19 protein-coding genes are annotated in these 20,795 nt (G+C 41.0%); 11 read left to right on the top strand and 8 right to left on the bottom strand.

Going from position 1 to position 20,795, the window contains the following annotated elements:
- Window positions 1-117: 117 nt before the first annotated feature.
- The gene (locus AAEY98_RS17925) at window positions 118-1,233 is read right to left on the bottom strand and encodes an NAD(P)H-hydrate dehydratase (protein ID WP_351018592.1); all 1,116 of its coding nucleotides are present in this window, start codon (window positions 1,231-1,233) and stop codon (window positions 118-120) included.
- A gap of 178 nt (window positions 1,234-1,411) precedes the next feature.
- Here AAEY98_RS17925 and AAEY98_RS17920 point away from each other — a divergent pair, with 178 nt between their 5' ends.
- Window positions 1,412-2,368: a Gfo/Idh/MocA family protein gene (locus AAEY98_RS17920; protein WP_335692135.1), complete on the top strand. Its 957-nt coding sequence runs from the start codon at window positions 1,412-1,414 to the stop codon at window positions 2,366-2,368.
- 62 nt (window positions 2,369-2,430) lie between these two features.
- Here AAEY98_RS17920 and AAEY98_RS17915 read toward each other — a convergent pair whose 3' ends face one another.
- Together AAEY98_RS17915 and AAEY98_RS17910 are read right to left on the bottom strand one after the other, a co-directional pair.
- A complete protein-coding gene (locus AAEY98_RS17915) occupies window positions 2,431-3,600 on the bottom strand; it encodes an MFS transporter (RefSeq protein ID WP_351018589.1) in 1,170 nt (389 codons plus the stop codon).
- A 95-nt stretch (window positions 3,601-3,695) separates the two neighbouring features.
- On the bottom strand, window positions 3,696-4,346 hold the full coding sequence (locus AAEY98_RS17910) for a peroxiredoxin-like family protein (RefSeq protein WP_351018586.1): 651 nt from the start codon (window positions 4,344-4,346) through the stop codon (window positions 3,696-3,698).
- A 159-nt stretch (window positions 4,347-4,505) separates the two neighbouring features.
- Between AAEY98_RS17910 and AAEY98_RS17905 the strand changes: the two genes are divergently transcribed.
- The gene (locus AAEY98_RS17905; RefSeq protein WP_351018583.1) at window positions 4,506-5,414 is read left to right on the top strand and encodes a LysR family transcriptional regulator; all 909 of its coding nucleotides are present in this window, start codon (window positions 4,506-4,508) and stop codon (window positions 5,412-5,414) included.
- 131 nt (window positions 5,415-5,545) lie between these two features.
- Complete coding sequence (locus tag AAEY98_RS17900; protein ID WP_351018580.1) at window positions 5,546-6,676, top strand: acyltransferase family protein; 1,131 nt, start codon at window positions 5,546-5,548, stop codon at window positions 6,674-6,676.
- A 161-nt stretch (window positions 6,677-6,837) separates the two neighbouring features.
- Here the strand turns inward: AAEY98_RS17900 and AAEY98_RS17895 are convergent, their stop codons facing one another.
- The 3 genes from AAEY98_RS17895 to AAEY98_RS17885 form a co-directional block, all read right to left on the bottom strand.
- The gene (locus AAEY98_RS17895) at window positions 6,838-8,055 is read right to left on the bottom strand and encodes a cyclic di-GMP phosphodiesterase (RefSeq protein ID WP_101088445.1); all 1,218 of its coding nucleotides are present in this window, start codon (window positions 8,053-8,055) and stop codon (window positions 6,838-6,840) included.
- Window positions 8,056-8,452: 397 nt separating this feature from the next.
- On the bottom strand, window positions 8,453-9,238 hold the full coding sequence (locus AAEY98_RS17890) for a DODA-type extradiol aromatic ring-opening family dioxygenase (protein WP_351018577.1): 786 nt from the start codon (window positions 9,236-9,238) through the stop codon (window positions 8,453-8,455).
- Window positions 9,239-9,312: 74 nt separating this feature from the next.
- Entirely contained in the window at window positions 9,313-10,203 is an 891-nt protein-coding gene (locus tag AAEY98_RS17885; RefSeq protein ID WP_351008988.1) for a LysR family transcriptional regulator, read from the bottom strand.
- Between the two features lie 86 nt (window positions 10,204-10,289).
- Here AAEY98_RS17885 and AAEY98_RS17880 point away from each other — a divergent pair, with 86 nt between their 5' ends.
- From AAEY98_RS17880 to AAEY98_RS17855, 6 genes are all read left to right on the top strand, one after another.
- Window positions 10,290-10,715 (top strand): PACE efflux transporter, encoded by a 426-nt coding sequence (locus tag AAEY98_RS17880; RefSeq protein WP_351018574.1) that lies wholly within the window; start codon window positions 10,290-10,292, stop codon window positions 10,713-10,715.
- A 145-nt stretch (window positions 10,716-10,860) separates the two neighbouring features.
- The gene (locus AAEY98_RS17875; protein ID WP_502959654.1) at window positions 10,861-11,295 is read left to right on the top strand and encodes a hypothetical protein; all 435 of its coding nucleotides are present in this window, start codon (window positions 10,861-10,863) and stop codon (window positions 11,293-11,295) included.
- 659 nt (window positions 11,296-11,954) lie between these two features.
- Window positions 11,955-13,076: a flavin reductase family protein gene (locus AAEY98_RS17870; RefSeq protein ID WP_351018571.1), complete on the top strand. Its 1,122-nt coding sequence runs from the start codon at window positions 11,955-11,957 to the stop codon at window positions 13,074-13,076.
- Window positions 13,077-13,080: 4 nt separating this feature from the next.
- Window positions 13,081-14,136, top strand: coding sequence for a fatty acid desaturase family protein (locus tag AAEY98_RS17865; RefSeq protein WP_351018568.1), 1,056 nt, complete (start codon window positions 13,081-13,083; stop codon window positions 14,134-14,136).
- Window positions 14,137-14,262: 126 nt separating this feature from the next.
- Window positions 14,263-14,721 (top strand): DUF2127 domain-containing protein, encoded by a 459-nt coding sequence (locus AAEY98_RS17860; protein ID WP_351018565.1) that lies wholly within the window; start codon window positions 14,263-14,265, stop codon window positions 14,719-14,721.
- A gap of 444 nt (window positions 14,722-15,165) precedes the next feature.
- Window positions 15,166-15,636 (top strand): Dps family protein, encoded by a 471-nt coding sequence (locus AAEY98_RS17855; RefSeq protein WP_101088438.1) that lies wholly within the window; start codon window positions 15,166-15,168, stop codon window positions 15,634-15,636.
- A gap of 184 nt (window positions 15,637-15,820) precedes the next feature.
- Here AAEY98_RS17855 and AAEY98_RS17850 read toward each other — a convergent pair whose 3' ends face one another.
- Together AAEY98_RS17850 and AAEY98_RS17845 are read right to left on the bottom strand one after the other, a co-directional pair.
- The gene (locus AAEY98_RS17850; RefSeq protein WP_351008991.1) at window positions 15,821-16,408 is read right to left on the bottom strand and encodes a TetR/AcrR family transcriptional regulator; all 588 of its coding nucleotides are present in this window, start codon (window positions 16,406-16,408) and stop codon (window positions 15,821-15,823) included.
- A 443-nt stretch (window positions 16,409-16,851) separates the two neighbouring features.
- Window positions 16,852-18,258: an alanine/glycine:cation symporter family protein gene (locus AAEY98_RS17845; RefSeq protein ID WP_351018562.1), complete on the bottom strand. Its 1,407-nt coding sequence runs from the start codon at window positions 18,256-18,258 to the stop codon at window positions 16,852-16,854.
- Between the two features lie 390 nt (window positions 18,259-18,648).
- On the opposite strand from AAEY98_RS17845, the gene AAEY98_RS17840 reads away from it, so the two are divergent.
- On the top strand, window positions 18,649-19,989 hold the full coding sequence (locus AAEY98_RS17840) for a sensor histidine kinase (RefSeq protein ID WP_351018559.1): 1,341 nt from the start codon (window positions 18,649-18,651) through the stop codon (window positions 19,987-19,989).
- A gap of 118 nt (window positions 19,990-20,107) precedes the next feature.
- On the top strand, window positions 20,108-20,647 hold the full coding sequence (locus tag AAEY98_RS17835; protein ID WP_351018556.1) for a response regulator transcription factor: 540 nt from the start codon (window positions 20,108-20,110) through the stop codon (window positions 20,645-20,647).
- Window positions 20,648-20,795: the final 148 nt, after the last annotated feature.

Below are 20,795 nucleotides of genomic sequence, written 5' to 3'. Positions count from 1 at the left end.
TTTACTTTTGTGTTTGAAAACAGAGTATGAATAAACATTTATAGCTAGATTATTACGATCTAGCCTTTGGTAAGCCATCTCGGTATTGGTCACCATCACGCGCTGATTTAGCATCGGTTAAACGGCTAATACTTTTAAAATAGCGTTAGGAATATAGTTAAGTAGGTCACTGGCTAACATGCCATATTGGCTTAAGTCCTCTGCAGCAATGTCGCCTGCCAAACCGTGTAAATAGACACCCAAACACGCTGCATTTATTGGGCTAACGCCTTGAGCGCAAAACCCTGAAATCATACCTGTTAACACATCGCCGGTTCCGGCTTTGGCTAGCGCGCTGTTACCTGTTGGGTTGATAAATACTCGCTCGCCATCACTAATCACACTGTGTTTGCCTTTAAGTACCACCACAGTGTTTAATTGCTTAGCGGCAATACTGGCATAGTGCACCCGTTTGGCTTGAATTTCGCTGACATCAACATTGAGTAACTTTGATAACTCCTTTGGGTGTGGTGTGATAATGCTGTTTTTGGGCAAGTTGATAGATGTTTTCGATGGGCCGCTAGGATGAAGTAAGTGACTAATAAAGTTAAGTGCGTCTGCGTCAAAGATGACCGGATTAGGATTAGCTTGTATCTCAGTTAATAGGGCGTAAAAAAATCCATTATTGCCATCAGGAACAGATAAACCCTGTGAATGGCCGTTGCTAAGATGTTTGTTACTGAGTGGAGGGTTAGCGAGAGAACTAATGTTAGTGCTAATGTTAGGGCTAATAATGAGTTGGTCAGTACTGTGGCCAATACTTAATCCACTGCCCATGGAAATGACACTGGCTTGGTTGAGTTTATCGCGAAGTTGTAACACAGCCCTTTTATCAATGGCCTGTACGTCAATAGCTTGTAGGTCACTCGACTGAGTATTCGATGGCTGCATCTTTGTTGATAATAAGTCTGTTGCTTGCCCTGCATCATCATGCCTTTCTGTTACATGAGTGAGTAGTGGCAAGGTAACAACATTTGGCGTTAATGCACTCACACTGTCACATACCGATGGGCTACTGGCTAAGGTGACGTAACCCGCACCAACTCGTAATGCGGATAAACTCGACAAATAAGCCGCTCCCCGATAATGCAATGAACCAGCAATATTCAATACATGGCCAAAAGTCATTTTATGGCTGTTATCCGGCCTTGGAGGCAATATACTTTTGATATATTCCAGGGTTAACGTATTCATTGGCACTCGCGAGTTAATTTTGCATATCGATACAATAAAGTAGCACAAACAGGAAAAGCGTAATGGCTACTGCGACAAAAAATGATGATATTTAGCTCTTACTATTAATTCATTAGTCTTGGAGGTATTGTGAATAGATTAATAGCCTTTGGCTTAGACATAATATTAAGGAAAATGAATGACTAGAATAAACTGGGGCATAGTGAGTACTGGCAGAATAGCGGCTTTATTTTGTCAAGATTTAGTCTTTTCGGCTAACAGTCATTTATATGCCGTTGCCGCGCGGCAACAAACGGATGCCGATGCTTTTGCAAAGCAATACGGCGCCGAAAAGGCCTATCAAGGCTACCAAGCATTATTTGATGATCCAGACGTTGATATTGTGTATGTCGCCACGCCACATAATTTTCATTTTCAGCAAGCTTATGATGCTTTAATGGCAGGTAAACACGTGTTGTGCGAAAAGCCGATGACAGTGTCGGTTGAAGAATGCAATATTTTGGTTACGTTAGCCAAAGACAAAGGCTTGCTGTTAATGGAAGCATTATGGACTTATTTTTTGCCAGCAATTAAACAAGCAAAAAAATGGTTAGATGAAGGCCGTATTGGTCAGCTTAAACACGTCAAAGTCGATTTTGGCTATCCGATCCCCTTTACGCCTGATGGGCGTGAATATAATCCGCAATTAGCGGGTGGATGTTTATTGGATATGGGTATTTACCCATTGGCGATTGCAGATTATTTTATTAAAGCTGACATCGATAATCTGTATGTTCAAGCACATGTATGTGAAACCGGTGTTGAAGATGATGTGATTATTATTGGTAAAAGTGGTGATATCGCTGTGAGTTTAGCTTCGTCGTTTCAGTGCCGATTAAGTAATAACGCTTATCTTATTGGCGATAAAGGTTACATTGTTATTCCTGATGCATTCAGAGCGTCTGAATGCAGTTTGTATCATCTAGATGAGTTGGTCGATAGCTTTATTGATAGCAGAGCATCATTGGGCTATCACTTTGAGGCGGATGAAGCATGTCGACTCATCGAACAAGGCGATCTTGAAAGTAGGGTAGTAACACATCAACATAGCTTATTGTTTCAGTCGCAACTAGCGAGAATAAAGGCACTGATTTAAGATTGATTCAGCCGCTATGCTGGCAATATAGTCAATATAGCGGCCGCCAATCATTGAGCGGGCTAACTCTTTTTTTCGGTAGCGGGTTTGCTGAAACTTTTATTGTCGCGGAACTGCATGGCGACCAATATCACAGCCATAATACTGGCTAATAGCATGGCGGTAGAAAAGCTCACCGTGGTGCCACCGGGAATAAATTCAACAAACGAAGTGATAAACTGACCGCCAAATACGGCCATCGTAAAATAGGATAAATTTTTGCCTCTAACGTTGGCTGCACTTTTTTCTACCGTCATATGGTTAAGTAACGGAATACTAAAACCAAAGCCAATACCCGCAAAGACAGCTCCAATGAGTAATATCGGCATACCGTTTGCGTTTGCAAAACCAACATGTGCGAGAGCATATGCTACAAATGCGACAGCTAGCAAATACGTTGCGCTCATGTGTTTGGCAACTTTTGGCATAAAGTACGCAGCAACCACTGCAACCAATGAGATAAACGCTAATAAATTACCCACTTGAGCTTCGTTATAGCCTTGTTGGACCATGCTCTTTGGGAGCACGACAATAGCGGTAAAAAAGATCACCATTGCCATAGTGGCAAAAAGATAAACCTGATGAAGTGATAGTCCTTGTTGAGTCTGGTTGTTATCACATTCAGCCTCAACCGTGATGGATGGATGTTTACGCGGCACAAATAACAACAGCATCAGTAAAAATAACCAAGCTATTAAGTATAAACTCAGCGGATAAGCCCAATTAATACTGGCTAATGTACCGCCTAAAAACAGAAACAATACCCCACCTAATTCGATAGCCATACCTTGTTTAGCTATCATGCTGAGCCGCTCATTACCGGTGTACCATTGCGAAATAAGTACGGTACTGCTCGCCATAACTACCGCAGTAATACCGCCCAATAAAATACGATTAGACAATACAAACCAAGGGCCATTCAGCCAATACACCGCAAAGCCCAAGGCCCCATAGAGTATTAAACCGACGATGAGCGCCCGATAAGCACCAAACTTATCAATTGATTTACCCGCTATTGGGGCAAATAATACTGCGCCTAATGCCGGAAATGTCACCAACCATACAGCATATTCATTGATGCCCAAGGCATTGGATATACTGATTAACCCCGGCGCAACAAGGGCGCCAACCATAATGGTGAGGCTGGCGATACACAGCAGCGAAAAGCTGCCAAGTTTAGATAAACGAGTCATTGTTTTACCTGTGATTTGCTGAAGAACTAAGATTAAGAAAAGAGGGCGAAAGAGTGATTGTTCTATCACTCTGTCATTGGTATCAGCATTGAACGTTAAGCCAGCAGCTTTAATGCTTGTATGATGTCTTCTGGCTCTGAACGAGTTCGGTAATCTACGTCGACATAACGCCAGGTGACAACGCCGTCTTGACCGATAATGAATGTCGCGGGGATTGGTAACACACTGCCATTGCCATTATTGATGGCTTCAAGGTCGAGCTTGCGATCAACGCGCATATGTTCAGCGAGAAATTCAGGCACTTGCCATGCAACCCCATATTGTGATGCAACTTTTACATCTTGATCTGACAATACCAAGAACTCTAGGTCGTGCATTTCATCTTTTGTCATAGAGCCATCCGGCACTTGCGGACTGATGGCAACCAATTGAGCTCCAAGGGTATGAATATCGGCTAACCGTGCTTGTAAAGCACGCAGCTGTAAGTTGCAGTACGGGCACCAACTGCCACGATAAAATGTCACTACAACAGGGCCTTGTTGCAGTAAATCTACCAAAGATATTAATTTCCCATCAGAATGAGGTAACGAAAAGTTGGGCGCTTTTTGGCCAAGACTAATTGCACTATCACCTTGTTGAAATGCTTTTGCTTGTTCAATAATATCGTCAACGACTTTCATGAAATCAGGGTTCTTTTGTCGTCCCTCATTCATTTTAGCGTCGGTTTGCTGTTGTAAACTTTTCATATATTCCCTCGATAGCAACTAATTTAGCTAGCCTTTGGCAGACGACTCTGTGATTGGGACTTTGTAAATATAACTAGGCTAAAGAGTAAAGTGTTAGCGTCTATAATAAAAATGTTATTATTTTATTGAATCTATAGCAAAAGCGTATTAGAGGTGATTGTGGATATAAAAACATTGAAAAGCTTTATTAGCGTAGCGTCACACCACAGCTTTTCTGGCGCGGCGCGTGATCTCAATACGGTACAGCCGGCGATTAGCCGTCATATTGCCATGTTGGAAGAAGAGCTAGGAGTTATGCTGTTTATCCGCAATTCGCGCCAGGTGAAAATCACTAACGCGGGAGAGCAATTGCTACACGATGCGAAACAGATTATTGCATTGGCAGACAACGCTAAAAGTCAGGTAAAACGAGCACAGCAGGGGCAGATAGGCGAGCTTAATATCGCTCATTTAAGTTCAGCATGTTTGACTTTTATGGCAGATTTAGTTCGCAGCTATTCGCAGCAATATCCTGATGTGCATGTCACGTTATTTGAAATGACCGCGACAGAACAAATTGAAGCATTTAAAGATAACCGCATAGATGTTGGGTTTTCGCGGCCATTACCCAGCGGGATTATTGATGAATTTAACAGTAGTGATATTTACATCGACAAGTTGGTGGCCGTTGTGGGACAACACCATCCCCTGGCTGAATATAGCCAAATAGAATTGGGTCAATTACAACCGCAAAAGTTGATCATCTTTAACCGTGACGAAGCAGTAGGTTTGTTTGACGATACTATTATGCTGTGTAAACAAGCAGGATTTTCGGCCAATATTATTAGCCAACCTAAACATATGCAGACCTTGTTAACTGAGGTGGCTGCTGGTCTAGGTGTTGCTATTGCGCCTTATTGTATTCGTAAATTATACAGTCAAGGTTGTCATTTTTTACCTTTCACTGATGCACATAAAGCTATACCCACTCAGCTACATGTAAAGCGTGCTAATGATCGTGCTACTGTAGATGCTTTTGTCGCGTTGGCATTACACAACAAAGCTAAAATTGCCAAAAGTATGGCTTAATTAATAGAGCTTGAATGATAGAGTTTAAGAAGTGCAGCTAAGTGATGAAGTTTAAGTGAGATGGAACATTGCACTTAAGCCAGCTAGATACTCAACATTTTATACTAACAGGCCAGAGGAAGGCATTGACTATGGATGAGGTTTTACCACAAAACAGGCGTTATTCAGAACTTGATTGGTTGCGGGTGGTACTGATTTTTGCAGTTTTTTTACACCATGTATTGATGCCATTTAATGGTGACGACTGGCATGTGATGAATAATGAATCGAGCAAAGTGCTTGACGATATCATGGTGTACTTTGAACAACTCAGACTGCAAACATTGTTTTTTATCGCTGGTGCAGCCAGTTTTTTGTTACTGCAAAAAATGCCCGTGCGCCAATTTCTCTCGAGTAAGTTTCATCGGCTTTTTATCCCTTTGCTGGTGGGAATGATATTGATTGTGCCGCCACAACATTATTATGAAAACATTACTGAATATAGCTCTTTAACATCGGCGTATGGTGAGTTGATGTTGTCGTTTGATAGTAATCATTTATGGTTTATTGAATTTTTAGTTATCTTTATGCTGCTTGCGGTGCCACTTAGGTATTTGTTAATACGCCAGACCGGTATTAAGTTACAACATTGGCTTGAACGAATAAGCCGTCATCGTTTTGGGTTGCTCAGTTTAGTTTTAGTGTTAATCGTATTACGTGGTGCGCTCAAATATGTTTCGCCATCAGACAGTCACCATATCGAAAACCTGTCATTGAGTGTGTTTTATTTGTTTTTCTTCATTGCAGGCATGTGCTTTGTCAAAAGCGAGCTTATTTGGCGCGCGTTAGCTGAACATCGATACACTTATTTAGCCAGTTTGTTAGTGAGTTCAATCCTGTTTTATGGCTACTATTACTCACCTGATTTAAGCCCGTATTTGTCACTTACCACACGATGGCAATTATGGTGGTTAGTTTGTACGCTAGTGTCTTGGTCTGGGTTATTAACCATGGCAGGTTTTGCGATTGCTCATATTAAAAAGACGCCAACATGGCTGCATCAAACCAACGAATTGATCTACCCGTTTTATATTTTGCATCAAACTGTGATTGTGATGTTGGCGTTTTATATTGTGCAGTGGCAAGCTTCAATCGCAATTAAATCGGTAAGTTTATTATTGAGTGCTTTTATAGTGTGTGCATTGCTATGTTATTGGTTGATACGGCCATTTAACGTTACGCGGTATTTATTTGGACTTAAAATTATGTCTAAATCCAAATAACAGCTATTGATTAAGTTTTTGATATTAAGGAATTTAACCGTAATAGCTCACATTTAATCAAATTGAAACACCCAGATGTGAAAAGTCCGCCAAAGGCGCAACACGCTTAATATTCGCCTTAGCTTAGTACATAAAACAATCAATTAAAAAGCGGGAGTGGATTAGCCTTCGTGCGCTAAATACTCAATAATTTGTTCCATGTTCAGATTAAAATCATCAGCACGTACACACTTAACAATTAAGTCATCAGTGACAGTCGCTAAATCAATTTTGTTTCCTACTTCAAAGCGGTCTGGTTTTAAATGATAGAAAGGTCTGACTAATGGTCGGATAGGGTCTTTTGGGTTATGACCTTCAACAATAGCGAGTCTATTTGACTCAAGTTGAACCACTGAACCGATAGGGTAAACTCCCATACAACGAATAAACTGGTCGACTAAGTCTTTATCCAATTCATTTTTTTCAGCTAACGCGCGCAAAATACTGAACGATTTAACTTGGGCATAACCCTGCTTGTAACAGCGGTGCGAAGTCAGCGCATCAAAAATATCGCATATGCTGATCATTCGCCCATAAAGGGTAATTTTTTCTGCTGGTACGCCAAATGGATAACCCAATCCATTGAGTTTTTCATGATGTAAGCTTGCCACTTCTAAACTTAGTTGGCTGATGCCTGGGGTATTCTTCATAATTTCAATCGAGTAACTGGCATGAGTTTTCATAATATGAAACTCTTCATCGGTCAGTTTGTCTGGTTTGTTTAAAATTCGATCGGGGATCATGATTTTCCCAACATCATGTAAAAATGCGCCGATAGCCAGTTGATTAACTATGTCTTTGTCGATTTTTTTATAGACGGCAAACATGGTCATCAAAACAGAGACAGACACAGAGTGTTCTAATAAATATTCATCTTTATTACGAATATTTATCACACATGATAGGGCATTGGGATTATTAAAAATTAAATCGGTGGATTCTGAGGTGATCTTTTGTACCGGATCCATGTCTAACGGAAGACCGTGCTGCGCATTATGAAACAGCTTTTTCTGAATGTCTTTTGATTCATTGAACACTTGGCGCGCTCTAACTATTTCTTGATTAAAGAAATTTGCTTTTACATCGGTGCGTACAGGCGTCACTTTTCGGGGCGCTTGAGGCTTAGGCCAACTGATATTTTGCTCAATGGTTGCGACATCAACTTCAGCTTTACTGGTATCAATGAGTAGTTTGGTAACTGATTTACGTTTTAATGCTTCAATAACCTTTTCGCTTTTAAGCACACCAGGTTTAGTGAGCGAAAAAGTATCTTTGGGTTCGGTTATTTCGACTACATACATTCCAACACAAACGTCAGTAATGTCATGTTCAATCAGCATAAATCGGTTCCTTGGGGCTATTTTCAACGTATGAGCGATGCGAGTCAAAGTACAGTTATAGTACTGCTATAGTACTGCTATAGTACTGCTATAGTACTGCTATAGTACTGCTATAGTACGACATTTTTAATAATATAGCGTATGTAGTGCTGCAATATAAGCGTGATAACTTAATGAAGATCAATATTTTACCAAAAAAATACTTAGCGAGTGCTTATAAATGTAACGACAATGAAATATAAACATAAACGCAGTTTATGATGAATTACCAACGACGTCCATTGTGTTTGAATTATCGGCATGTAACTGCGCGTTTTTTATTCAAAATTTATGATTAATTCTACTAATACATGAGCTTAAATATTTTACTCTATCCCTATTACTTAACACATCGTGTTTAATTAAATGAATAAGCATCGAGTGCTAACAATTCATACTCAACGTCTTGATGTATTTTTTTAGCAACACTTGCTTCGCTCGCCCCTAAAACAGCAATAAGCGGTAAAAAATGTTCCTGAGTCGGATGATTAAACTTAGCAAATGGTGCGAGCTGTAAGTAGTTTAATAACGATTGGGTATCATTATTTGCTAGCTTTTCTTCAACCCATTTGGTGAATTGATTCATCATATCAACGCCATTTGGTGTTTTAGGCTGACGAAATATTTCACCTAAATTATGGCTTATTCCACCCGAACCTAAGATGAGAATATTATCGTGTTTTAACGACGCAAGTAATTGTCCATATTGATAATTTTTTTCAGCGCTAACACGGGTGTTAATGGATATTTGTACGATAGGAATGTTTGCTTGTGGATACATTAATCTCAATGGGATCCACACACCATGATCCCAGCCATGTGTTGGGTCTAAATTCACCTTGATGCCAGCGTTAGTAAATGTGTTGGAAATTTGCTGAGCCAGTACAGGCTCTCCTGGCGCAGGGTAGTGAATTTGATACAGTTCATCAGGAAAACGATAGAAATCATGAACGGTTTCAGGTTGCGCCCCGGCGGTTATCACCACATCGTCAGCGACATCGAGGTGGGCAGAAAACACCACAATAGCTCTAGGTGCAGGCCGCTGCTGGCCTAATTGTTGTAAAAATCGAGATGTTTTGCTGTTTTCAACAGCCATCATAGGAGAGCCGTGTGAAATAAACAGAGGTTTTTGATGCTGTTGCATATTAGGTTTCTCGTTTAATGTCATTAACTATGAGGTTATTGTGGATTCAAATAACAATTTTTAAAAGTGTTTCATCAACATGCTGAATACGACAATAATTGGCGTAATGAATGCCTGAGTTGTTTAAATACCGGTTCGTGACTGTAACGATTGTGCTGTATAACATCAACATTCGCTTGCCAGCCAATCTCTTTAAATTCAGACGGTAACAAAACTAGTTGACCGCTATTAACATAGTTATTGGCAATATGATTGGGCAGTAAACACCAACCATGGCCCTGCAATGCCAGTTCTAGCAAAATATAGTAATTGTCGGCGTACCAAGCATCTGGGCTCATGGCTGACTGAAAGCTACTGGATTTAGTATTTCGCGAACGGATCAACAGTTGGCGGTGCAATTTTAAATTGGCTAAATTATCACACACCTGTTGTGCTAAAGGGTGAGAACTTGCCACATACATATCAAACTTAATTGACCCGATTGATTCAAAATCAATGTGATTCGGAATCGTTAACTCACTGAAAATAATCCCGGTCACAGCCCGATCTGTGTCAATCATATCGATAATATCAATACTTGATGCAGTTAAAAACTCAAGCGTGATAGTTGGAAATTGAGTTTCGAGCTCATTAATAATATTGGACAGTTTTTGCAGCGGGATGCCTTCATCTAAACCAATCGTTAGCTCTGACACTGCTTGTTGGTCTAGGCTTTGGGCACAATCACGCAGGCGTTGATGCTGGCTCAGTAATACTTGAGCATGGGGCAGTAGTTTTTTCCCTGCTGGTGTCAATTGTGGGTAACGTCCGCTGCGATCAAATAGCTCGCTATTGCAGTCTATTTCAAGGTTTATCACATGCTGACTGACAACCGACTGGGCTTTATTAAGGCTTCTAGCCGCCGATGAAAAAGACCCAGTGTTAACTGTCAGCACAAACGCTTCAAGCTGTTCAATACTATACATATCGTTTTTACCGATACTTACTAACTTTAATGTATCTTTATATTGGATGAAAATAGCGAAAACGTCACCATTAAATAGAGATAAACATGCAAAGAAGAGAAAGAGTGTTTCACGCCGTGTCTTTTGAGCTCGTTGCCATGGCCATTATTGTCCCTGCAAGTGCATTATTAATTGAAAAAAATCCATTAGATATGTTACTTGTCAGCATAGGGTTGACGCTATTTGCAATGCTTTGGAATTATGTTTACAACCTGCAGTTTGATAAGTTAATCGGCCCAAATAGAGTTGAGCGTAAAATTGGCATTAGAATTGTGCATGCGTTGGGGTTTGAAGGCGGTATGTTATTGGTGACGATTCCGTTAGTGTCATGGTATTTGGCATTAAGTCTGATTGACACCTTAATATTAGACGCTGGGGTTTTAGGCTTTATTTTAGTGTATACCGCAGTCTTTAATTGGCTTTACGACGTGTATCAACCGTACCAAAAATGGTTTGCTCATTTGGTACATTAATATGGTTTATTAGTGTGGCTTTTCGTCTAGATTCATTATTAGTTAACCATTGATGTAACAGAGGATTTAACCACGACGCAACGTTTGTTTTCTATTAGTGTCATGGTTGCTGTGGCATCATGATAGTTGAATAATGATAAGCTGGATGCAAAAAGTGAAAAATTACCGCCTAAATTATGCTGCCATCGTTATCGCCAGTGCATTGATGTTAATTAATCCTGTCGCAGCGGATACACTCGCACCGTTTACTAGTGATGGTTGCAGCGCATTTCCAGATGGCACGTTTGAACAAAGCGAATTATGGTTAGCGTGTTGCCAAAAACATGATTATGACTATTGGAAGGGCGGCACATTTGATGAACGCCTCGCATCAGATAAAGCATTACGTGCCTGTGTTACCAATGTGGGCCAACCGCAAATTGCTTTATTAATGTTAGCCGGTGTAAGAGTGGGTGGCTCGCCATATTTACCCACCCAATTTCGCTGGGGTTATGGTTGGTCATACCCAAGAGATTACAGTTCGTTAACTGAAGACGAGCACAAACAAGTAGAACGACTCTTTGGTCAAGAGCAAAAGTAATCATTAATCATATGACAACAAAATCACCACAACACATCGGCACTCTTTTAAGCGTGTTATATGGCATATCGTTAGCAATATTGGCGATATACCAGCGCTAAATGACTTTGGTGGCCTGATTACCATATCATTTATGTTTGTGGTTCCGTTGGTTATTGGTCTTATTCGCGTTCACTTTTAAGCTCAACAAAGAGTAAGATTTTTTAGCCGAACCCTTCGGACAGCGTTTGTTGGTCATTTCTACTGTGTTATCGGCTTTTAATGCAAATAAGAGCTACAAAGCCTCTGCCTTGTAGCTTTTATTTAAGTCATAACCAACAATTCGCTGCAAAAACAACCTTGAAAGATCATCTGGTCCTGGCGATTAAACCGATGTCACCAGTGTCATTTCGATGCCAAAAACCGTTAAGCTTAATTAAAACCTCACGCCGTTAAGCTATCCCATGAGTGTTTAATCGTTATATTTGCTATTTCGATAACATCTCAATATCCACTATTTATCGTCATAATCTCTATTATTAGAAATGGGTTGTCATTTGAAGCCTCATTCAATCGCCTTTTTAATAATGTGTTAAATAGCGTCAACAGCCACTTGCGCCTCGATGTTATTTCAGCATACAATCGTGCGCTGAGATTGAGCTAACACGTGTACGCTATAAATGAATTTATTGACCCGACTTAACAAAGTCACTGCTAAAACCTTATTTCATACTGAATCATTAGGCAGTTATTTCGAACCGCTTATCCAACGTGTTAAGCCTGCGTGGCGAGCCCACTGGTTTCGTGCCCAGGTTTTGTCAGTTAAACCGCTTCGCGATGATGTATTACAGCTTGAGTTAGCCCCGCAAAAATCTTGGCCGCAAGCCAAAGCTGGCCAACATGTGTTATTAACGGTTGAGCTAAATGGACGGTTAATGACGCGGCCTTTCTCTATTTCGTCGTCGCCCGAACAACATCATGTTCAATACCCCAAAACACGGGTTATTCGCTTAACCATTAAACATAACGCGAATGGCGCTTTTACCTCAGGGTTAAGTCGGCATATCACTGCTGGTTGTTATGTTAACTTAAGCGCGCCGCAAGGTGATTTTGTGCTAGGTGAGAGTGTTGTTGACCTGCCTGAAACCCCATTATGGTTTGTTGCTGCAGGCAGCGGTATTACTCCGTTTATGGCTATGTTGCATCAATTGACATTGTCTATAGAACGATCAGTATTGCAATCATTAAGCCCTATTCAGCTCATCTATTTTGCTAAAGCCGGCGAGCACTTATATGTTGATGAACTTACTGCTTTAGCGCAACAGATCCCTCAGCTCTCTGTGAAAATGTTGGTGCGTAAAAATGGCGACAGTTTAGCTGCTGCATTACAGGAGTGCCCAGCAGCGAGCCAAGTGTTGATCTGCGGTCCCGGCAAGTTTAAGCAAGATGTTGACTGCCAATTAGATGCCATTAATCACCCGCCACAACACCGTCAAGCCGAGTACTTTCAAGCACCGGTATTGCCCCAAACAGATAACGGCCACCAGCATATTCAGTTAACGCAGCGAGGCAAACAAACCCAACTTATATTAGCAACGAACGATACTTTGCTAAATGGTTTAGAACTACAGGGAATAACTGCCAATTTTGGCTGCCGTATTGGTGTGTGTCACCAATGCCAGTGTGTGAAAAAAACGGGCGTGGTTAGAAATTTACGCACCGGTGAGCTATCGCAACAAGGTGAACAATTGATCCAATTATGCATTTCTCAGGCAGTGACGCCACTTGAGTTGGAATTATAAATCGATGAATAAAAATATTAATTTTGAGTTGTTAGCTAACGAGTTAGATGACTTAAAGCGCCAAACTTTAAGCGAGGTTGGTGCCACTGATGCTGCTTACATTCGTAAAGTGATTGTGTGGCAACGCGCTTTAGAGTGGGGCGGTCGTGTGTTATTGATGCTCGGGTTTATCCATCCACTATGCTGGATTGTGGGGGTGTTGAGCTTAGCGAGCGCCAAAATTCTCGACAATATGGAAATTGGTCATAATGTGCTGCATGGGCAATATGATTGGATGAACGATCCTCATATTAACTCGCGTCAGTTTGATTGGGACATCGCCTGTGATGGTAAAAGTTGGCAACGGATCCATAATTACGAACACCACACTTACACCAATGTAATAGGTAAGGACCGTGATTTTGGTTATGGTTTGCTGCGTTTGTCGAATGATTTTTCGTGGCGGGTTAAAAACCTATGGCAATTTATTACTTACGTTAATTTAAGTATGCTATTTCAATGGGGTGTGTCTTACCATGAACTCGCTGCAGAACGTGTTTTTATGGGTAAAAAGAAACAAGACCGATCATCAAAAGTTGATGCTAGTGAGCTCAAACGTCGCTTTTTTAGTAAAGGTGGTAAGCAACTAATCAAAGATTACCTGCTATTTCCTCTGCTGGCCGGTCCACTATTTTTGTGGGTGATATGTGGTAACTTAATGGCTAATCTAATTCGCAATCTATGGACGTCTACCATTATCTTTTGTGGCCATTTTACCACCGATGTACATACCTTTAGCCAAGCAGAGTGTGAAAATGAAACTCAAGGTCAATGGTATTATCGTCAGGCGTTAGGGTCGTCAAACATTCTCGGTGGCAAATTGTTTCATATATTTACTGGTCACTTGAGTTTTCAAATAGAACATCATTTGTTCCCAGACTTACCATCGTCACGCTACCAGCAAGTGGCGCCACAAGTGGTGGCAATATTTGCCCGCCATGGGATTGCTTATCATACAGGGCCTTTTTTACGTCAATATAGCCAAGTGGTTAAACGTATTTTACGTTATTCTCTACCATAAACTGGATGACATTCGCTGACTAAGCACTTCAACCGAAGTGCTTTTTTTTATCGATAAAATATTCATAGGCGTGGTTATTAACAGCCGTTAAGATAGGTCAATCTGTTTAAACTGGAAACGCGAGAGATGATACCTTCAGATAAAGGGATACGAGCTATAGCGATGCTAGAAGCAAGTAAAGGCGTATTGGCTTTATTGGTTGCAATAGGCTTACATGCGTATGCTGGTGCAAATTTGTCGGTGTTGGCAACACAATGGGTGACACATTTACACCTAAACCCTGCAAGTCATTACCCGAGTATTTTTATTGCAGCGATAGGATCGGTATCGCAATCAAGTCTGACGTTATTAGCATTAGGAGCTGCGGCATATACTTTGGTGCGCTTCATTGAAGCCTATGGTTTATGGCATAACATGCGTTGGACTCAATGGTTTGCACTTTTTAGTGGCGCAATCTATTTACCTTTTGAGCTTTACGAAATGATGAGCCACTTTAGCCTGCTCAGTGTGATTGTGTTGCTAATTAATCTTGTGGTGGTGATATATATGTATTTTGTGTTGTTTCCGCGTAAAGCAGCCATATGAGCTCCGCTTCAATGTCCGTTAAGCAGATTAATCTGAAATTATTAACAGAGTTTAATGGCCAGCGGTTGATCCATTAAGTGGTAATGTTAGTATAAATACTCACTAGCATTAACGATGAGTTAGCGAAAACACGATTGATTGACTCGAAATGATTTATTTTACGCGAGTTTATGACGTTAATTTATGTAGACATTCAATTAAGTAATTTGCTTTACTAAATGCACTTTATTTGAATTGAGACCCGTTTTATTAGTGGTGTAAATTTGTTTTAACGGCGAGTGTTTTTATTGGTTTAATAAAACGACGATAAATATTCGCTGAGATACAATGTAAGCAACATGTTAATAGTAGAGGTGTTTATTGTTAATCTTGCTGGCTTGTAATCACCATTTATACAAATGCTGTAATGTTATGACTAATTAATTCTACTTTACGAGGAATAAAATGACTGACATCGATATTGGTATAAAAAAAGATGACCGACTAAAAGTTGCCGAAGGCTTAAAAAGTTTATTGGCTGACTCTTACACGCTTTATTTGCAAACCCATAATTTCCATTGGAATGTTACCGGGGTACATTTTCGCGAATTACACTTAATGTTTGAAGAACATTACACTGAACTTGCGACAGCGGTCGATGATATTGCCGAACGTATTCGTACCTTGGATGTGGCCGCACCGGGAACGTATAAAGAGTTTGCGCGCCTGAGTTCTATTAAAGAAGTAGAAGGTGTGCCGAGTTCTACTGATATGGTTGACTTACTTACCCTAGGCCATGAGCAAGTTGTTAAAACATCGCGACAAGTGCTTAAGTTAGCACAAGCTGCTGATGATGAGTCAACGGTAGCCTTAGTGTCTGACCGTATGCGGATACACGAGAAAACGGCGTGGATGTTAAGAGCGACACGTAAGTAATCTGTACGATACTGAACCGTGTTGATACAATTTGCGATGGTTAGTGCTGTTATTATTTGAATTTGAATTTGAGATGCGACGATCTACTCATGAAGTCGATAGTTAGCATGATATTCTGGCATTAAGTAAAATGTGAGTTAAAACGTGAATTAAAAAAGCGCCTCAATAAGGCGCTTTTTTGTGTTTAAGCAGTAGCAAGTTGTTTAAAAAATTCTTCTTGCTGTTGTCTCACTGTGTCAACGTCATTGGTTGCTTTTAAATAAGATCGCAAACCAATAATGTTGATTTGAATTTTCTTCGCCGTGAGTTGACTGTCTAAATGGGCAGGTAAGTCGCCTTCAAGTTTGGCTTGGTCAATAATACTGGCAAATCGTTGTTCAAATTTGTTGAGCTGCTCACGGGCAACGTTTAATGTATCTAGATGAGATTCATCTAATTCAGATAACGTCCTTACTAACATGCACAATTCACTGGGTGAACCTTCACAGCATGGTTTAATCAGCCCACGTAGATAATGTGTTAATCCAACCCATGCACGATCATGTTGTTCTAACATATTATTTAAATTACGTTCGCCCGTTTGAGCATAACGAATAAGTGTCGCTTGATATAAATCAGCTTTACTACCAAATGCGGCATAAATACTGCCTGGTCGCATGTCCATAGTTGTTTGAATTTCTCGCGTTGATGTGGCCAAAAAACCTTTCTGCCAAAACAGATTTTTTGCTCTTTCAAGTACGTCATCGCGATCAAATTTAGAAATATTAGCCATTACATCCTCTTTGGTTAGTTGGCTATTTTACGTTAACCCTATGAGATAAGGCCAGTATCTTTTGGCAATTTTTTAACCATAATGGCCATTGTTGCTGATTATGCTTAATTATGGATTTGATATGAACGATTCCTAATTGAGCAAATAATGTCGATTAAACAACAAAACTGCATTCACGAGAGGTTATTTGAATTACAAAATTGACGGGTAAATGCAGTGGATAAGCATGAGTGGTGTTGTGATATTGGTGTTGTGACATTAGCGTTGTACTAGTAATGATGTAATGGTGGCATTTTGATATTGGCGTTATATTAGTACGGCTATAATGAGCCGTTATTAACGATAAAGCGGAATTGAACTAATGTATTCAATTCCGCTTTCAAAACTAAGTGCTCAATTTACACTCAAAGTTAAATCCATTGTAAAAATGCGCTGAATAAAGGCTAAGACCAAACCCCTTTTTCGGTTTTACCTTGTATTTCTACATCGGCCAGTTTGAACTCAGGCTTGTTAGTGGTTTTAAGTTTAACTTGATAATCGCGAGTTAAATTTACGATGGTCGGGGTTAACAGCATTATGGCGCTGATGTTCACTACCGTCATTAAACCTAGTGCCATGTCGGCCATGTTCCACACTTCTTTTAATGAGGCATTCGCTCCCCAATACACCATGCCTAAATACAATAGTGTGTAAATGGTGCGACCATAGATGTTGTCGAGTTTAAACAGATGCAAGTTACTTTCGGCGTAGGCGTAGTTTGCTACTACAGACGTAAAAGAGAATAGCGTAATAATGATGGCAACAAACATATCGCCGCTTATGCCCATATGGTAGGTCATGGCGTTTTGAGTGATCCTAATACCTTCCATTTCACTGCCAATATTGCCTTGGGCCAATAAAATCACAATGGCGGTACAGCTACACAACACCATAGTGTCAATAAACACCCCAAGCATTTGTACGTAACCTTGCGCAACCGGGTGATTGGGCACCGGAGTGGCGCCCGCTGCCGCATGTGGCACACTGCCTGCGCCAGCTTCGTTAGAATATAACCCGCGTTGAATACCATTTTTAATCGCAGCACCGAGCGCACCAGCTGCTGCTTCATTTAACCCAAAAGCAGAGTTAATAATATCCATCAATACCCCAGGTACTTGCTGGATATTAATAATGGTGACGGTTACCGCTGCCAAAATAAATGCTAAGCCCATAAAAGGCACCACGAACTCGGCAAAACGAGCAATGCTGCGAAGGCCTCCCATAACAATGATGCCAGCAATTAAAGTAATGACCGCTCCAGAATAAACGGGTGAAATTTCGAAGGTGTGGTTGAGTGCGTCGGTGATGGTGTTGGCTTGCATGGCACTGAAACTAATGCCGTAACCCAGGAATAAACATAATGCGAATAATACCGCTAACCAAGGTTTATTCAGTCCTGCGCGGATATAATAGGCGGGTCCTCCGCGGTATTCTTTATGATCGTCGCGCACTTTATATAGCTGACCTAAAATGCTTTCGGCAAATCCGGTCGCCATACCCAGTAGCGCGATAACCCACATCCAAAATACCGCACCGCTACCACCGAGTGATATTGCCATGGCGACACCGGCTAAATTACCAGTACCGACACGGGCAGAAAGACCGGTACACAAGGCTTGATACGAGCTAATGCCCGATTTGTCACCTTGAGTACTGCCTTTCATTACTTTAAACATATAACCAAAATGGCGAAGTTGAATAAATCTTAACTTCAATGAAAACCACACACCGGCAAATACCAATATATAAATGAGTACTTGGTACTCGCCCCATAGCACATTGTTGACGAGCGATATAATGTCGTTAATCATTGAACAACTTCCTTGGTTTTATCGTTTTATTATTAGATATTTAAAAAGGTTACATTTCGAAAAAATGACCTATGAATGCAAACATAGCCAACGTCCAAATGCGTTAATAACCCTGTCAGAGGGGTTATAATGCAGTTGGTTGATTTCGTTATTTGAATCGATATGCATTGTATCTACATATTTAACGCCAGGCGAGGCGTTTTTGTTACTTGTTAACTTTATTTTTGACTAAAAAAGTGAGTCTGCTTCGCTGAATTAATATCGTTAATATTGGCACTGCAAGGGTAAATTTTTGATAAAATGCTCCACAATTGCCGTGTTGTAAGGCTCTAACATTTGAAAGCGGGTTCTTTAGCTTAATGCATCATAAAAATTAGGATAAATAATAGTATGACAAATGCGAGTCTGCCTTTTAATGCAAGTCAGCAACAATTAGCCTTACTGCGATTAGTCAATTGGGGCCTTAAAATCGGCCTTATTCTGTTTGCTACCGACTTATTTGGCTTAACCACGCCTCCAGTAACCTTGTCTTACGTGCTCATATTTGAAGCTTGTTATGTCGGCTTTAGCTACCGATTTCATCGACTCAGCATGAACAACAATGGTTTGTTGTTTTTAACCTTATTGTTAGACACCTTGTTTTGGGCTACCTGGTTATATTTTACCGGTGGAGCAACCAATGCCTTTGTTTCATTGCTGTTATTACCGATTGCTATTTCAGCGATTACCTTACCCAGATGGGCACCGTGGTGCTTAACCATCGTATCGACGATATTTTATACTTTGATGATTGTTGATATTACCGAACAAAATAGTGGTTCGGTAATGGACCATGACATGAGCCAAATGCCAATTGACCACGTTATGCAAGCAAACCAGGCAATGGCCGCAAATCAAGCTATGCCTGCAAGCCACAGTATGGACATGGGCTCGCACTATTTAGGCATGTGGTTTAATTTTGTGATTTCAGCGTTGGTGTTAACCGTTACCGTAGGCTTTATTGCTAAACGCATTAGGCAAAAAAATGCCGAGCTACGTTATTTACGAGAAGCGCAGTTACGCCAGGAAAAAATATTGGCCTTAGGCACCGCATCAGCGCAAATGGCCCACCAACTGGCAACGCCGTTAGCCACATTGCGTTTACTCACCGATGAGTTAGTCGATACCCATCATGATGCAGAACAACTGGAATTGATCAGCGAAATGCAGCAAGCACTGAATCGCTGCGAAGTCACCTTAGTTGACTTACGTTTAGCGACCGAATCGATACGGGAGCAAAAACTAGCACAACAGCGGGTCGATGAGTTAGTGGCAACTTTAACCGAGCAGATAAGTTTATTGATGCCAGAAGCGCAACTGAATATATCCATAGCACCACAAGTTGAGTCACGTATCGTGTTGACCGACATGAGCTTGTTACCCGCATTAATGGCGTTAATTCAAAATGGCATTCAAGCCAGTGAAGATAATCAACACCAGACTCGCGTAGATATCAATATTGGTTTGTCACAACCCAATCAGCTGACTATGACTATACGTGATTACGGTGTCGGCATTGCGACTCATGTATTGCAAACTTTAGGCAGTAACATGGTGAAAAGTCCCAAAGGCATGGGCATTGCGGTATTATTAAGTCACACCAGCTTTGAGCGTTTAGGCGGTAAGTTATACCTTAAACCTCACCCAGAATGTGGCACCGAAGCCATCGTGACGTTGCCGTTAAGCGTATAAAAAACGAGTTGAAGCTATTTTAAACGAATAGACGCGAGTCGAAGTAAACAGACGTTGAAATAAATAGATGTTGAAATAAATAGACGTTGAAATAAATACAAGCTGAATTGAGAACATCATGAACAAGCTATTGATTATAGAAGACGATTTAGCCCTAGCCGCCATTTTAGCTCGCCGCCTTGGCAAATATGGCTTTGAGTGTAAAACCTGCCATCACGCCAGCGACAGTTTATTAATGGCCAGGCAATTTGTGCCAACGCATATCGTGTTAGACATGAAACTGGCTGAACATAATGGTTTGTCGTTAATTAAACCATTAAGACAATTATTACCCAACGTCCACATGGTATTGCTCACTGGCTTTGCCAGCATCGCGACTGCAGTAGAAGCCATCCGCCTCGGCGCAGACAATTACCTCGCCAAACCCGTCGACACCCAAACCTTATTAAATGCATTATTAGTCACACCAGACACTACAACGACTTACGATGATATTGAAGAACTACCCCTTAACCCCAAACGGGTCGAATGGGAACACATTCAACAAGTCCTTGCCAACAACAATGGCAACGTATCAGAAACCGCCCGTCAACTCGGCATGCACCGCAGAACCTTGCAGCGCAAATTGCTGAAAAAGCCAACGGCAGATAATCGGTAGAATAGGGGAGTAGGGATTGGATTAATATGGCCTGCGGCCACTAACGTCGTGGCGCTTCACCCACACCAGACTAACATCGCAAGGTTCCACCCTGCACGGGCCAAAAGGGGATCAACAGCAATCCCCTCTTGGATCACCCCTGCCGTTC

The sequence above is a fragment of the Shewanella sp. AC91-MNA-CIBAN-0169 genome (assembly GCF_040310165.1).
Lineage (GTDB): Bacteria > Pseudomonadota > Gammaproteobacteria > Enterobacterales > Shewanellaceae > Shewanella.
This window is presented reverse-complemented; position numbering and strand designations above follow the sequence as displayed.